This is a genomic window from Bradyrhizobium sp. 521_C7_N1_3 (genome assembly GCF_052075975.1).
Classification (GTDB): domain Bacteria; phylum Pseudomonadota; class Alphaproteobacteria; order Rhizobiales; family Xanthobacteraceae; genus Bradyrhizobium; species Bradyrhizobium japonicum.
In genome coordinates, this window is sequence record NZ_CP197232.1 from 10,052,471 (window position 1) to 10,066,858 (window position 14,388).

The 14,388-nt window shown below is 64.4% G+C and carries 12 protein-coding genes; 7 read left to right on the forward strand and 5 right to left on the reverse strand.

The window, feature by feature from the left end:
- Positions 1-71 precede the first annotated feature (71 nt).
- Positions 72-1,574, reverse strand: a complete 1,503-nt coding sequence (locus tag AB7008_RS47680) for a flavin-containing monooxygenase (RefSeq protein WP_304492069.1) — start codon at positions 1,572-1,574, stop codon at positions 72-74.
- 125 nt (positions 1,575-1,699) lie between these two features.
- Positions 1,700-2,458, reverse strand: coding sequence for a S1 family peptidase (locus AB7008_RS47685; RefSeq protein ID WP_304492070.1), 759 nt, complete (start codon positions 2,456-2,458; stop codon positions 1,700-1,702).
- 108 nt (positions 2,459-2,566) lie between these two features.
- On the opposite strand from AB7008_RS47685, the gene AB7008_RS47690 reads away from it, so the two are divergent.
- Positions 2,567-3,202, forward strand: a complete 636-nt coding sequence (locus tag AB7008_RS47690; RefSeq protein ID WP_304492071.1) for an HAD-IA family hydrolase — start codon at positions 2,567-2,569, stop codon at positions 3,200-3,202.
- A 131-nt stretch (positions 3,203-3,333) separates the two neighbouring features.
- Here the strand turns inward: AB7008_RS47690 and mtnA are convergent, their stop codons facing one another.
- The 3 genes from mtnA to AB7008_RS47705 all read right to left on the reverse strand — a co-directional run bounded on the left by mtnA (position 3,334) and on the right by AB7008_RS47705 (position 5,879).
- Complete coding sequence (gene mtnA / locus AB7008_RS47695) at positions 3,334-4,443, reverse strand: S-methyl-5-thioribose-1-phosphate isomerase (RefSeq protein ID WP_441261110.1); 1,110 nt, start codon at positions 4,441-4,443, stop codon at positions 3,334-3,336.
- Between the two features lie 18 nt (positions 4,444-4,461).
- A complete protein-coding gene (locus AB7008_RS47700; RefSeq protein ID WP_014491154.1) occupies positions 4,462-5,337 on the reverse strand; it encodes an S-methyl-5'-thioadenosine phosphorylase in 876 nt (291 codons plus the stop codon).
- A 269-nt stretch (positions 5,338-5,606) separates the two neighbouring features.
- On the reverse strand, positions 5,607-5,879 hold the full coding sequence (locus tag AB7008_RS47705) for a phosphopantetheine-binding protein (protein WP_441261111.1): 273 nt from the start codon (positions 5,877-5,879) through the stop codon (positions 5,607-5,609).
- A gap of 359 nt (positions 5,880-6,238) precedes the next feature.
- On the opposite strand from AB7008_RS47705, the gene AB7008_RS47710 reads away from it, so the two are divergent.
- The 6 genes from AB7008_RS47710 (at position 6,239) to AB7008_RS47735 (ending at position 14,388) form a co-directional block, all read left to right on the forward strand.
- Complete coding sequence (locus tag AB7008_RS47710; RefSeq protein ID WP_441261112.1) at positions 6,239-7,456, forward strand: acyl-CoA dehydrogenase family protein; 1,218 nt, start codon at positions 6,239-6,241, stop codon at positions 7,454-7,456.
- 66 nt (positions 7,457-7,522) lie between these two features.
- Positions 7,523-8,503, forward strand: coding sequence for an amino acid--[acyl-carrier-protein] ligase (locus AB7008_RS47715; RefSeq protein ID WP_028155272.1), 981 nt, complete (start codon positions 7,523-7,525; stop codon positions 8,501-8,503).
- 95 nt (positions 8,504-8,598) lie between these two features.
- Entirely contained in the window at positions 8,599-9,474 is an 876-nt protein-coding gene (locus tag AB7008_RS47720; protein WP_212095213.1) for an acyl-CoA acyltransferase, read from the forward strand.
- A gap of 205 nt (positions 9,475-9,679) precedes the next feature.
- A complete protein-coding gene (locus tag AB7008_RS47725) occupies positions 9,680-12,547 on the forward strand; it encodes a PAS-domain containing protein (protein ID WP_441261113.1) in 2,868 nt (955 codons plus the stop codon).
- Between the two features lie 206 nt (positions 12,548-12,753).
- Positions 12,754-13,728 (forward strand): tripartite tricarboxylate transporter substrate binding protein, encoded by a 975-nt coding sequence (locus AB7008_RS47730; protein ID WP_248880504.1) that lies wholly within the window; start codon positions 12,754-12,756, stop codon positions 13,726-13,728.
- A 174-nt stretch (positions 13,729-13,902) separates the two neighbouring features.
- Positions 13,903-14,388, forward strand: a complete 486-nt coding sequence (locus AB7008_RS47735) for a tripartite tricarboxylate transporter TctB family protein (RefSeq protein ID WP_039154928.1) — start codon at positions 13,903-13,905, stop codon at positions 14,386-14,388.

Below are 14,388 nucleotides of genomic sequence, written 5' to 3' on the forward strand. Positions count from 1 at the left end.
CGGGCTCGCTTCGCGCCCCGGGACGACAGTGGAGTGTGTCGCGATCGTGAGCGCCTCTTACACGAACTCCCTCATCCGTAAACGAACGCCCCGTCGTCCAGATCCGTCTTCGGGATCTCGTCCTTCTCGGTCCAGTAATCCTGGCTGTGCTGCCATTCCGGCTTGTCGCCGCGCTTGGGCAGCAGGTCCATGTTGCGCATGATGTAGCCGGGATTGAAGTTTTCCGGATCGATCCAGGGCAGGATCGGCATGTTGTGGTCCTCAGGCCGCAGCCTGACCTCGACCTTCTTCGTGCCCTTGGCCTTCATATGGCCGAGCAGCCGGCAGACGAAATCGGCGACGAGGTCGACGCGCAGCGTCCAGCTGGCGCGGAAATAGCCGAACACCCAGACCATGTTCGGCACGCCCGTGAACATCATGCCGCGATAGGTCACGGTGTCGCCGAAGGCGAGCGGCTTGCCGTCGATCTCGAAGGCGATGTCGCCGAGCGCCGCGAGATTGAAGCCGGTTGCGGTGACGACGATATCGGCCTCGAGCAGCTTGCCGGACTTGAGCTGGATGCCGTTCTCGACGAAACATTCGATCTCGTCGGTAACGACGGAGGCCTTGCCGCTGGCAATGCCCTTGAACAGATCGGCATCGGGCACAAAGGCGATACGCTGCCGCCACGGCCGGTAGGTCGGCGTGAAATGCGTCTCGACGTCGTAGTCCGGCCCGAGAACCGCGCGGATCTGGTCGATCAGATCCTTCTTCACCTGCTCCGGCTTGGCAATGCAGAGCTTTGTGAAAGCATCCTGCTCGAACAATATTTTGCGGCGGACGATCTCGTGGATCCATTCCTCGTCGACCTGAAGCCGGCGCAGCTCCTCGGCGATCTCGATGGCGTTGCGGCCGAGTCGGAAATAGGTCGGCGAGCGCTGCAGCATGGTGACATGCGCGCAGGCGTCGGCGATGTTTGGCACCAGCGTCGCCGCGGTCGCACCGGAGCCGATCACGACGACCTTCTTGTTCGCGAGGTCGATATCGTCGGGCCAGCTCTGCGGATGGACGATGCGGCCCTTGAAGCGGTCCATGCCCTTCCATTCCGGCGTGTAGCCTTCCGAATGGCGGTAGTAGCCTTGGCACATCCAGAGGAAGTTGGCGGTGAAGGTCTTCGCCTCGCCGGTGTCCGTCGTCGTCGCCTCGATGGTCCAGAAATTTTGCTCGCTCGACCAGCTCGCGGAATTGATCTGGTGCTTGTAGCGGATGTGCCGGGCGATATCGTTGTCGTCGATCACCTCGTTCATGTAGGCGAGGATTTCCTCGGCGGTCGCGATCGGTGGTCCGACCCAGGGCTTGAAACTGTAGCCGAAGGTATGGAGATCGCTGTCCGAGCGAATGCCGGGATAGCGATGCGTGCTCCAGGTGCCGCCGAACGTCGCCTGCGTTTCCAGGATGACGTAGCTCGTGCCGGGAAGCTGCTTTTCGATGTGATAGGCGCTGCCGATGCCGGAGATGCCGGCACCGACGATCAGCACGTCGAAATGTTCAGAGGCCTGCTTGGTTGTGGCGTGACTGCGGACAGCGACATTCATTGTTGCTTCTATGCCTTGCTTGTTTTTGTGGCCGCCCTTGACCGGACGGCGCGTTTCCTCCGCGACGGGTATGGTCGCCCATCGCGCTTCCACTTCAAAATGACATAGATCAACTCGCGGTCAAACTATAACGCCGCACCCCAGCTCCGCGCGATCTGCAAAATCCAATCGCGATAGAGCGTGAGCGGCGTGACCCCGGTCAATCCGCCACAGCCGGCGGCACCATTCGGCCCCGTAGACCAGCTGATGACGCCGACAAGCACCGGACCGTTCGGCTTGTCCTCGAACACCGGACCGCCGGAATCGCCCGTGCAGGCGCCAATTCCGTCGCGAACACCGTTGGTTACGGGATCGACCAGCCGGATCTGGAACGTGCCGGGCTGGCCCGTGGCCACGAGCCCGGCAACGCGCGTCGCGCCGCCGCTCTTGCCGTCGCCGCGCACGGTGACGCCGATACCGGCGATGACGAAGCGGCTGCCAACCTGGATTGGAATGGTCGGCGCGCCGACCGACGCCGTCGATTTTCCCTTGAGTGGAATTTCCAGTTGCAGCAATGCAACGTCCGCGGTGGCACGGTGCGCCTGCATCGCCTGCATGTTGAAGTTGGGATGGATCGCGACGGTGCGCACGTTCAGCAGTTGCGGCGTACCGTCGGTGCCGCGATCGACGATCTTGTAGTCCGCGCCGGGCTGCACACAGTGGGCGACGGTCAGCACGACCTTCGGGGCGATCAGGCTGCCGGTGCAGAAATTGCCACGCGAGCCGACGATGGTGACGACCGCACGCGCGACACCATCAGCCTGCGGCGTGCCGCCGCCGACGATGGCGTGTGCGGGCGTAGCGAGCAGCAGCGCGGCTGCGATGAGGGTTGCAAGCTTCTTCATGGGAACACGCCTTGGCGTCGGCATCGGTGACGGCGGGATTGCTTCGGACTGGCCCTTGCCGATAGCCCATGCTAGCGCTCTTGGGAAGGAATTGACGAGGGCGGGATCTTGACGATCGAGGCTGTGATCTTTGATTTTGGCGGCGTGCTGACGAGCTCGCCATTCGAGGCCTTCGCGCGATACGAGACCGAGCGCGGTCTGCCCATCGACATCATCCGGCGCACCAACGCCGCCAATCATCTGGAAAACGCCTGGGCCAAGTTCGAGCGAGCCGAGGTCGACATCGACACCTTCGACAAACTGTTCGCGGACGAATCGCGCGCGCTCGGCGCGGAGGTGCGCGGCCGCGACGTGCTGCCGCTGCTTCAGGGTGATCTGCGTCCCGAGATGGTCGAAGCCCTCAAGCGCATCAAGGCGCAATTCAAGACCGGCTGCATCACCAACAACCTGCCCGCAAACGCGATCGGCAGCATGACCGGGCGCTCGCTCTACATCGCCGAGGTGATGGTTCTGTTCGACCGCGTCATCGAATCCGCCAAGATCGGCCTGCGCAAGCCCGACCCGCGCATCTACAGGATGATGGTCGAGACGCTGAAGGTCGATCCGAAGAAGTGCGTCTATCTCGACGATCTCGGCGTCAATCTGAAACCCGCGCGCGAGATGGGCATGACCACGATCAAGGTGACGAGCGGGGCGCAGGCGATTGCGGAGCTTGAGGCGGCGACGGGGCTGAAGCTGGGGTAGGCTGGCTCATCGTTGCGAGACACGAAGCCGTAGGGTGGGCAAAGCGAAGCGTGCCCACCAAAGCTGGCGCCGCGCGGAATAAAGATGGTGGGCACGGCGCGATGCGCCTTTGCCCACCCTACGAGAGTAAACTATTCCGCCGCGGCGGCGATCCGCTCCGGAAAGGCGGCCGCCAGCGATGCTCTATCCGGCTTCAGCACACCGCGCTCCGTGATGAGGCCGGTGACCAGCCGCGCCGGCGTCACGTCGAACGCGTAATTCGCGACCGGCGAGCCTTCCGGCACGATGCGCACCGTCTCCAGCCGGCCATCCGCGGTGCGGCCGGTCATGTCGGTGACCTCCGCGCCGCTGCGCTGCTCGATCGGAATGTCGCGGATGCCGTCGTCAACGGCGAAATCGATCGTCGGCGACGGCAACGCGACATAGAACGGCACGCCGTTGTCGTGCGCGGCAAGCGCCTTCAGATATGTGCCGATCTTGTTGCAGACGTCGCCATTGGCGGCGACGCGGTCGGTGCCAACGATGGCGAGGTCGACCATGCCGTGCTGCATCAGGTGTCCGCCGGCATTGTCGGGGATCACCGTGTGCGGCACGCCGTGATGGCCGAGCTCCCAGGCCGTGAGCGAGGCGCCCTGGTTGCGCGGACGGGTCTCGTCGACCCAGACATGGACCTTGATGCCACGCTCATGCGCCAGATAGATCGGTGCCGTTGCGGTGCCCCAGTCGACGGTGGCGAGCCAGCCGGCATTGCAATGGGTCAGCACATTGACCGTCTCGCCCGGCTTCTTCTTTGCGACGATCGCCTCGATCAGCTTCAGGCCGTTGCCGGCGATGCCGCGGTTGATCTCGACGTCCTGCTCGACGATCTCGTCGGCGCGCGCATAGGCCGCCTCCGCCCGTTCAACCGGATCGACCGGCGCGAGCGCCGTGCGCATCTCGTCCAGCGCCCATTTCAGATTGATCGCCGTCGGCCGCGCCACGACCAGCGTGTCATAGGCGCGCTTGAGGCCGGCGTCGGATGAGTCCTCGCGCATGGCGAGCGCCATGCCGTAGGCCGCGGTCGCGCCGATCAGCGGCGCGCCGCGCACCAGCATGTCGCGGATCGCGACCGCCGCGTCTTCGCATGAAGTCAACTTCGCAACGATGAACTCATGCGGCAGCCGGCGCTGGTCGATCGCTCCGACCGACCAGCCATCGCGTTCGCGCCAGATGCTGCGGAAATGCTTGCCGTCAACCCTCATGGCATTCTGCCTTTCGTATCACGCCCGCAGGATGCGCCCGGCCACCGCATCGAGCTTCTTCAAGAGCTCGGGGTCGCGCGCCTCGGGTGCCGTGATCAGCGCGGTGTCGAGCGCGCGGTCCGAACCGATCGGGCACGGCTCGTGCTCGCGCGGAAAGTCCCTCGCGAGCCGCGCCACCAACGCCTTCGCCTTGTCGGCGTTCGAGGTCAGCACGCGGATAATGTCCTGGACGGTGACGGCGTCGTGATCGGGATGCCAGCAGTCGAAATCCGTCACCATCGCGACCGTGGCGTAGCAGATCTCGGCCTCACGCGCGAGCTTTGCCTCGGGCATGTTGGTCATGCCGATCACGGAATAGCCCGATGTCTTGTAGGTCATGCTCTCCGCGTAGGTGGAGAATTGCGGCCCCTCCATGCAGAGATAGGTGCCGCCGCGCGCAAACGCGATGCCCTCGGCTTCAGCTGCGGCCGCAAGATGGATGCGCAGGCGCGGCGAGACCGGATGCGCCATCGACACATGCGCGACGCATCCCCTGCCGAAGAACGAGCTCTCGCGCTTGTGGGTGCGATCGACGAACTGGTCGACGAGAACGAAGGTGCCGGGTGGCAGTTCCTCCCTGAACGAGCCGCAGGCCGACAGCGAGATCAGGTCGGTGACGCCGGCCCGCTTCAGAACATCGATGTTGGCGCGATAATTGATGTCGGAGGGCGACAGCCGGTGACCCTTGTCGTGCCGCGGCAGGAACACGATCGGCAGGCCGGCAATCGAGCCGCGCCGCAAGGGGGCCGACGGCTCGCCCCAGGGGCTCTTGATCACTTCTTCGCGCGCGCCCTCGAGACCCGGCAGATCGTAGATGCCGGAGCCACCGATGATGCCCAATACCGCCTGCGTCATGCCTACTCCACCTGTTCGCCATGTGCGACATGGTTAAGCTATGCCAGTTTTGCGGCGATTTTGGAACGGGGGCGGTGGGGCGATGCCGGTGCTGTGAGGAGCGGAAAAGCGGCGCTGCATAATCACTGTCGTCCCTGCGAACGCAGGGGCTCATGGCCACAGGGCGCAGTTTGGCGAGGATTCGTCGTTCTGGACCGCGACCTTCAACAGGTCGATAGATTCCGCGGTATGGGTCCCTGCGTTCGCAGGGACGACACCGGTGGTCTTGATTAAGCCGCCGCCGCCAGCTGCAGCTGGGTTACGACCATCCGCTCCAGCGTCTCGACCGACTGGAAGTTCTCGGGCGTGATCTCGGACTGCGGGATGGTGAAGTCGAACTCGGCTTCGACGCCGAGCATCAGATTGACCATGTCCATCGAGGTCAGGCCCGCATCGACGAGCTTCGCCTGTGGCGTGATGTCCGCGGTGAGCGAGTTCTGCTCGAGGATGCCCTTCACCAGCTTGATGATGCGATCGCGCACGTCGGTATCGAAGGCCTGCATCGGTAAATTCCCATCTGTCTATTCAACGGTCGGACCAGTTGCCGGCTACGATGGGCGCGACGAGCCGATCCCACAATGGGCGCCACCATTACTTCGCCTTTCTTAGTAAACGATGACTCAGATTGTCTGGAATTCCGGGTTCTTCCAGATCCCTAACGCGATCGTGGAATTGTCGGCGATGCAAACAACGCGAACTTAACTGTTCGTTCGGAATTGCGGTTTGTTTACCCTCTATTTCATCGACGAATTTGAATTAAATCCGTAGCCTCGTCTCACAAGCAAAGATGGTCGGAGGATCGCTTGCACGGCATCGCGAATGATGCCGGCGATCCTGAACGGCAAACCGGAGGCGGACGGGTATGAACGTGCGTGAAGCAGTCCTCACTGTCGACGAAACGCAAACGAGCTTTCTCGAACACGGCCCCTCCCTCATCGAACGCGCTGCCCTGACAGCCGCTGCGGCGGCGGCCGACGCGGACGGGGTCGATCGCGACGCCCGCTTCCCTCACAAGGCTTTCGAGGTCGCGCGTGAGCAGAAACTGCTCGGCGCCATGATCCCGGTCGAGTTCGGCGGCCTTGGCGCATCAATCTACGACGTCACCGACATTTGCTACACGCTCGGACGTGCCTGCGCCTCGACCGCGATGATCTATGCGATGCACACGACCAAGGTCGCCTGTGTCATCAGGCACGGCCATGGCATCCCCTGGATGGAAACGATGATGCGCCGGGTCGCCCGCGACCAGTGGCTGCTCGCCTCCTCCACCACCGAAGGCCAGAACGGCGGCAACATTCGCGCCAGCGCCGCGGCAGTCGACCACGCCGGCGATGCAGTCACGCTGGTGCGCGACGCCACCGTGATCTCCTACGGTGCGGAGGCCGACGGCCTCGTCACCATCGCCCGCCGTGCCACCGAGGCCGCCGCCTCCGACCAGGTTCTGCTGGCGCTCGCCAAGGACGATTATTCGCTGAAGCAGACGCAGGGCTGGGAGACGCTCGGCATGCGCGGCACCTGCTCGACCGGCTTCGAGCTGAAGGTCGATTGCCCGGCCGACCGCATCTTCCCGGAATCCTATGACAAGATCCATGCCCAGACCATGACGCCGTTCGCGCATCTGTGCTGGTCCTCGGCCTGGGCCGGCATCGCCGCTGCGGCCGTGACCCGTGCGCAGGCCTTCGTTCGCAAGGCGGCCCGCACCTCGGGCGGCCAGATGCCGCCGGCCGCGGCGCATTTCACGGCCGCGAAGATGTCGCTGGCCAAGCTGCGCGCGCTGATCGCGGCCAATGTCGACACCTTTGCCCGCGCCGAGCATGACGAGCGCGCGCTGAGCTCGCTCGATTTCCAATCCTCGATCACGCTGTTGAAGGTGCAGGCCTCCGAGCTCGCGGTCGAGACCGTGATGCATGCGATGCGCACCGCGGGCCTTTCCGGCTACCGCAACGACGGCGAGTTCACCATGGGCCGCCACCTGCGCGACGTGCTGTCCTCGCCGATCATGATCAACAACGACCGCATTCTCGCCAACGCCGCCACTTCGACGCTGATGAGCGGCATTCCGGCAAGCCTTCGAGACTAGAAAGCCTTCGCGACTGACGTGCCTTTCGGCCAAAAAGAACAATTTCAGATAGCAGGAAGTCGAACAATGAACATTGCTGTTCTCCCCAGCTCGCCCGAGACCGCGCCGCAAATCGCAGATCCGCTCGATCATCTCGCCGACAAGCTGTTCCACCCTATGGGATCGGACGGCGTTTACGCCCGCACCGCGCTCTATGAGGGCGTCGTCGAGCGTCTCGCCGCGCTGATCACGAACCATCGCGAGACCGGCACCGAGGTCATGCGCTTTCCGCCGGTGATGAGCCGGGCCCAGCTCGAGAAATCCGGCTATCTCAAAAGCTTTCCGAACCTGCTCGGCTGCGTTTGCGGCCTGCACGGCACCGAACGCGAGATCAACGCGGCGGTGAGCCGCTTCGATGCCGGCGGCGACTGGACTTCATCGCTCTCGCCGGCCGACCTCGTGCTGTCGCCCGCCGCCTGCTACCCGGTCTATCCGATCGCGGCGAGCCGCGGACCTTTGCCGAAGGGCGGCCTGCGCTTCGACGTCGCCGCCGATTGCTTCCGCCGCGAGCCGTCGAAACATCTCGACCGGCTGCAATCGTTCCGGATGCGCGAATATGTCTGCATCGGCAGCCCCGACGACGTTGCGGATTTCCGCGAGCGCTGGATGGTGCGCGCGCAGGCGATTGCGCGCGACCTCGGCCTGACCTTCCGCGTCGACTATGCCAGCGACCCGTTCTTCGGCCGCGTCGGCCAGATCAAGGCGGTCAGCCAGAAGCAGCAGCAGCTCAAATTCGAGCTCCTGATCCCGCTCCGCTCGGAGGATCAGCCGACCGCCTGCATGAGCTTCAACTATCACCGCGAGCATTTCGGCACGACCTGGGGCATCCAGGACGCCAATGGCGAACCGGCCCACACCGGCTGCGTCGCCTTCGGCATGGACCGCCTGGCCGTCGCCATGTTCCACACCCACGGCACCGATCTCGCCGCCTGGCCCGCCAAGGTGCGGGAGATCATGGGCATGCAGCCGTTAGCCACGGCCGATGCCCATGGTGAAGGCTGGCGCTAGAGCATGATCCGGAGAAGTGCGGGGCGGTTTTCCGAAAAGATCGTGCTGAAGCGATAGAGCGAACGAGGCCTGCCATTTCCACGGGTAAAACCAGCGTGATCCACACCAAGGTCCGATGCCGCGAGATCACCGAGGCCGATGTCGATGCGGTCGCGGACCTGCTGACGCGCGGCTTCGTCGGCCGCTCGCGCAACTACTGGATCCAGGGTCTGCGCCGGCAGGCCTTCCGGCCCGTGCCGGAGGGCTATCCGCGCTTCGGCTACATGCTCGACAATGACGGCGCGCCCGTCGGCGTGCTGCTGCTGATCTACACGGCGCGAAAGCACGGCGAAGAGACCGCCATCCAGTGCAATCTGTCGAGCTGGTATGTCGATCCGGCCTACCGCAACTACGCCCCGTTGCTGACCAAGATCGCGCAGCGGCACAAGGATGTCACCTATCTCAACATCAGCCCGGCCCCGTGGACCTGGCCGATCATCGAGACGCAGGGCTTTCGTGCCTATTGCCACGGCATCTTCTTCTCGGTGCCCGCACTCGCGCGGCCTCCGCGCTGGAGCAAGATCGAGGTCATCTCGCAACACGCCAAGACGATCGAAGGGCTGACCGACGACGAGACGCAGCTCCTCACACGGCATGCCCGCTACAATTGCCTCAGCCTGGTCTGCCGCACCCCGAAGGGAACGTTCCCCTTCATCCTGCAGCCGGTGCGCATCCGCCGCGGCTTCATCGCGCCGCCGGCGATGAAGCTGATCTATTGCCGCAGCGCCGCCGAATACGCCGCCTGCGCAGGCCGCATCGGCCGGCTGCTGCTGCGACTCGGCAAGATCTCGGTGGCGATCGATTCCAATGGCCCGATTCCCGGCCTCGCCGGCATCTACACCGAGCGGCGCGGCCGTAAATATTTCAAGGGTCCGCACCGGCCGCAGCTCGGCGACCTCACGGACACGGAACTCGTGCTGTACGGGCCGTAGGGGACGCTCGGGCCAAGAATGCGCTGTCTTCCTGCGGACGCAGGGACGACAGCGGAGTTTGTCGCGCGCTCGGCACACGTCTCTCCATCCCCGGTCACCCTCCGTAAACTACGGCGCTTAAGGGAATTTTCCCGCCTCTTCGTTACCCTCCGCGGTTGAATTAAGTTGCGTTAGGTCTATTGCCCGCCGAGACCCGGTCGATCCCATGACGTCGCCCCGCGACAACGAACCTGGTGCACGCCGCGAACAGGGCCCGCAGGCCCTGGTCTCGCTGAGCCAGCTCGCGCTCGACCACATGGAGCAGGGTGTCTGCGTCTACGACGCCGACAACCGGATCGTGCTGGTCAACCAGAGCTATCTGTCACTGTTCGACATGTCGGCCGACATCGTGCATGTCGGCACGAGCTACCGCGAAGTGCTTGCGCACAGCGCGGCGCGCGGCAACTTCCCGCAACACGAGCTCGACGCGCTGTATACCAAGCGGATCGCGCAGATCGCAGGCGGGAAGCCGTTCCGCACGGAGCAGCGACTGGCAAGCGGACTCGTCATGGCGCTCGAGCTGAAGCCGCTTCCCGGCGGCGGCTGGATGACGATCTGCGATGACGTCAGCCGCCTCGCCCGGCTCGAGGCGGAATTGCGCGTGCAGACCGAGCGCAGCCAGCACGCGCTCGCCAACATGTCGCACGGGCTCATCATGTACGATGCCGACAGCCGTGTCGTCGTCTGCAACGAGCGGTTCCTGAACCTCTACAATCTCGACCCCCAAATCGTGAAACCGGGCGTCACGCACAACACGGTCATCGAACACTGGCTGTCGCGCGGCAACCTGCCGGGCATGCCGATTGATGAATTCCGCCACACGCGCCTGGAGGACGTGCGCGCCGGGAAAGCGAAGACCCTGTTGGTGATGCGCTATGACGGCCGGATGGTGCAGGCGGTCTCTCGCTTCCTGCCCGACGGCGGCTGGGTGACGGTGCATGAGGACGTCACCGAGCGGCTGCAGTACGAAGAGACGCTGCGGCAGCAGAACTTCATCCTCGATGCGGCGCTGGAGAACATGGCGCACGGGCTCGCCTTCTACGACAGCGACATGCGCCTGCGCGTCTGCAACACCACCTACCGCAAGATCTACCGGCTGTCGCCGGAGGAAACCAGGCCTGGCACGCATCTCGGCGAGCTGATCGAGCGGTCGATGGCGAACGGGGCGTTCGCCTCCGAATACAGCCCGCAACAGCTGCTGGAGGCCGCCAGCGCGAGGATCGCGAACCACGATTCCTCGCCGATGCGCCGGCGCATGTCGAACGACACCGTGGTCTCGGTGCGCTACTGCGCGCTGCCCGAAGGCGGCTTCGTCGCCACCTACGAGGACATCACCGACCGCGAGCGCGCGATCGAGGAGCTGAGCGAGCAGTACCGCCGCTTCGACGCGGCGCTGAACAACATGAGCCAGGGCCTGTGCATGCTCGATTCGAGCCTGCGCGTGATCGTCTGCAATCGCCGCTATATCGAGATGTATGGGCTGTCGCCCGACATCGTGAAGCCCGGCGTTTCGATGCGCGAGATCATGCAGCATAGCTGCGATCTCGGCATCCATCCGAACACGACCGCCGCGAAGATCTATGCCGACTATGTCGAGAGGCTGCGCGAGGGCGAGCACACGCTGCACCGCCACCTGAACGACGGCCGCATCATCAAGCTCAATCACAAGCGGATGGAGCATGGCGGCTGGGTCGTCACCTATGAGGACGTCACCGAGCGCCACAAGGCCCAGGCCCGTGTAGCGCACATGGCGCAGCACGATTCACTGACCGACCTGCCCAACCGCACGCTGTTCCGCGAGAAAATGGGCGAGGGACTGAACCAGGTCGCGATCGCCGGCGGTGCGATGGCCGTGCTGTGCTTCGACCTCGATAATTTCAAGACGGTCAACGACCGCCTCGGCCACGCCGCCGGCGATCGGCTTCTGCGTTGGGTCGCGGCACGGCTGAAGGAGAATGTCGGCGAACATGACACCGTCGCCCGCCTCGGCGGCGACGAGTTCGCCGTTCTCCAGCGCGGACCGCAGCCGCAGTCGGCGGAACGGCTCGCCCGCCGCCTGGTCGAGATCATCGGCCACCCGCCGCCGCTGGAGAGCCAGTCGATCCATGTCGGCGTTTCCGTCGGCATCGCCATCGCGCCCGATCACGGGCTCGATGCCGACGAGCTGATGAAATGCGCCGACCTCGCGCTGTACCAGGCCAAAGCCAAGGGGCGCGGCGCCTACCAGCTGTTCGAGCCCGAGATGGAGGAAGAGGCGCGCAGCCGGCACGCGCTGGAGCACGATCTGCGCAGCGCGCTTGAAGCACGCGAATTTCACCTCGTCTTTCAGCCGCAGGTGCGGCTCGACACCACCGAGCTCACCGGCTTCGAGGCGCTGCTGCGCTGGAAACATCCCTCGCGCGGCTTCGTCTCCCCCGCCGAATTCATTCCGCTCGCGGAGGAGAACGGGCTGATCGTCCCGATCGGCGAATGGGTGCTGCGCACAGCCTGTGCGACCGCGGCGTCCTGGCCCGATATCACTGTCGCGGTCAATTTGTCGCCGGTGCAGTTCCGCTCGCGCGGACTGGTGGCGATGGTCACGAGCGCGCTTGCGGAAGCCGGCCTGCCGCCGCAGCGGCTCGAGCTCGAGGTCACCGAGACGGCGCTGCTCGACGACAGCGAGGCGACGATCGAGATCCTGCACCAGCTCCGCGCGCTTGGAGTGCGCGTCAGCCTCGACGATTTCGGCGTCGGCTATTCCTCGCTGAGCTATTTGCGCAAGTTTCCGTTCGACCGCATCAAGATCGACCGTTCCTTTGTCGGCACGCTCGGCGAAAGCCCGGAGAGCGTCGCCATCGTCCGCACCATCGCCAGCCTCGGCTCCGTGCTCGGCGTCGAGACCACGGCGGAAGGTGTCGAGACGCTCGAGCAGCTCGACTTCGTTCGTGAATGCGGCTGCACCGCGGTTCAGGGCTATTATTTCGGCAGGCCGTGCCCGGCAGCCGAGGTCGGACGCACCATCGAGACGCTGAACGCGGTCCGGCGCGTGGCGTAACGGCTTCGGTCCGTCCCAAATTCCGCCTCTCGGCACGCGTCCAAACGACGAATTGTCGCACGTGCCTTTTCCGGCGGGATCGCCGTCTCGTCCCCTGCGGGCAGTCCGCGCAATACGCTTTTCTTCTCCCATGATTTCAGGAACAATCGTTGTCACAACAACGAGAAACGGCGATCCAACGAGGCCGCCGCGAGGGAGGAGTTTGGATGTCGCGATACGGGCTGAAGACGATTGCCGTTGCCGCCATGCATGTTGTGGGCGCGCTGCTCGCGACCGCCGCCGGTGCACAGGACTATCCCGTCAAACCCATCACGCTGATCGTGCCCTGGCCGGCCGGCGGATCAACCGACATCTCCATGCGCGCGATCGCCGACAGCGCCTCGAAAGTGCTGGGGCAGCCGATCGTGATCGACAACAAGGCCGGCGGCGGCGGCACGGTGGGACCCGCGACCATGGCAGCCGCCGCGAAGCCAGACGGCTACACCATCTCACAGCTCCCCATTACCGTTTTCCGCCTGCCGCTGATGCAGGAAGTGTCATGGGATCCGTCAAAGGACTTTTCCTACATCATTCACCTCACCGGCTATACGTTCGGCGTGACCACCAGCGCGGAGTCGCAGTTCAAGTCCTGGAAGGACGTCGTCGAGTTCGCGAAGGCAAATCCTGGCAAGGTGACCTACGCGACGCCTGGCACCGGCACCTCACTGCACATCGGCATGGAGCAGATCGCGGCGATGTCCGGCATCAAGCTGACGCAGGTGCCGTTCAAGGGCGGCGCCGAGACCAACGCCGCCGTGCTCGGCCAGCACACCATGCTGCAGGCCGACTCCACCGGCTGGCGGCCGCTCGTCGATGCCGGCAAGCTGAAGCTGCTGATGGTGTGGACCGGCGCGCGATCGCCGAACTATCCTGACGTACCGACGCTGAAGGAGCTCGGCTATCCCATGGTCTACGATTCCCCGTTCGGCATCGCCGGCCCGAAGGGGATGGATCCAAAAATCGTCGCCAAGCTGCACGATGCCTTCAAGAAGGCGGTCGAGGACCCCGCGGTGATCGCGACGCTCGCCAAATACGACATGGTGCCGAATTACAAGAACACCGAGGACTACAAGAAATTCGTCATCGAGGTCACGGATTCCGAGCGCAAGGTGATCGACACGCTCGGGCTTGCGAAGAAGTAGCGTTCTGCTGCCGCATATGCTGGCGTTATCCTGAGGCGCGAGCTGCCCTTGCGGCTCGCCTCGAAGGATGGATCGGGGCACCGCCGTCCTTCGAGGGCCGCTGAGGAAGCGGCCACCCCAGCGACATCGGCTTCGCCGTTGTGCAGGGGTGACGGTGGTCGAGAGGTGTTTCACATGAACGACCAAACCAACGTCAAACTCCGCCTCGACAACTCCGAACTGTGGGGCGGGCTGATCGGGCTCGCGCTCGGCGGCTTCGTGATCTGGTCGGGGCTGAAGCTGAAGCTCGGCACCATCAACGATCCCGGCTCCGGCTACGTGCTGTTCTACACGGGCATCCTGATGTGCGTGTTTGCGACAAGCATCATCATCTCGGCGATCACCGAGGGCGGCCCGACGCTGGCCTCGCGCTGGGAGCACGTGCGCTGGAGCAAGCCGCTTCTCGTCATCGCCTGCCTCACTGCGTTCTCCTTCGCCCTGGAGCCGCTGGGATTCCTGCTGTCGTCGATCCCGTTGCTGCTGCTGTTGTTGCGGCTGATCGATCCCGTGCGCTGGACGCTGGCGATCCCGATCGCCGTGCTGGTGCCATCAGGCATGTGGTGGGTGCTCAAGCGGCTGCTTCTGATCCAGTTGCCCTCGGGCCTGTTCGGGATCGGCTGA

Excerpts from the sequence above, each read along its gene's own strand:
- mtnA (WP_441261110.1), bottom strand. The coding sequence starts at position 4,443 with ATGAGGGTTGACGGCAAGCATTTCCGCAGCATCTGGCGCGAACGCGAT.
- AB7008_RS47700 (WP_014491154.1), bottom strand. The coding sequence starts at position 5,337 with ATGACGCAGGCGGTATTGGGCATCATCGGTGGCTCCGGCATCTACGAT.
- AB7008_RS47735 (WP_039154928.1), top strand. The coding sequence starts at position 13,903 with ATGAACGACCAAACCAACGTCAAACTCCGCCTCGACAACTCCGAACTG.
- AB7008_RS47730 (WP_248880504.1), top strand. The coding sequence starts at position 12,754 with ATGTCGCGATACGGGCTGAAGACGATTGCCGTTGCCGCCATGCATGTT.
- AB7008_RS47725 (WP_441261113.1), top strand. The coding sequence starts at position 9,680 with ATGACGTCGCCCCGCGACAACGAACCTGGTGCACGCCGCGAACAGGGC.
- AB7008_RS47710 (WP_441261112.1), top strand. The coding sequence starts at position 6,239 with ATGAACGTGCGTGAAGCAGTCCTCACTGTCGACGAAACGCAAACGAGC.
- AB7008_RS47680 (WP_304492069.1), bottom strand. The coding sequence starts at position 1,574 with ATGAATGTCGCTGTCCGCAGTCACGCCACAACCAAGCAGGCCTCTGAA.
- AB7008_RS47685 (WP_304492070.1), bottom strand. The coding sequence starts at position 2,458 with ATGAAGAAGCTTGCAACCCTCATCGCAGCCGCGCTGCTGCTCGCTACG.
- AB7008_RS47705 (WP_441261111.1), bottom strand. The coding sequence starts at position 5,879 with ATGCAGGCCTTCGATACCGACGTGCGCGATCGCATCATCAAGCTGGTG.
- AB7008_RS47715 (WP_028155272.1), top strand. The coding sequence starts at position 7,523 with ATGAACATTGCTGTTCTCCCCAGCTCGCCCGAGACCGCGCCGCAAATC.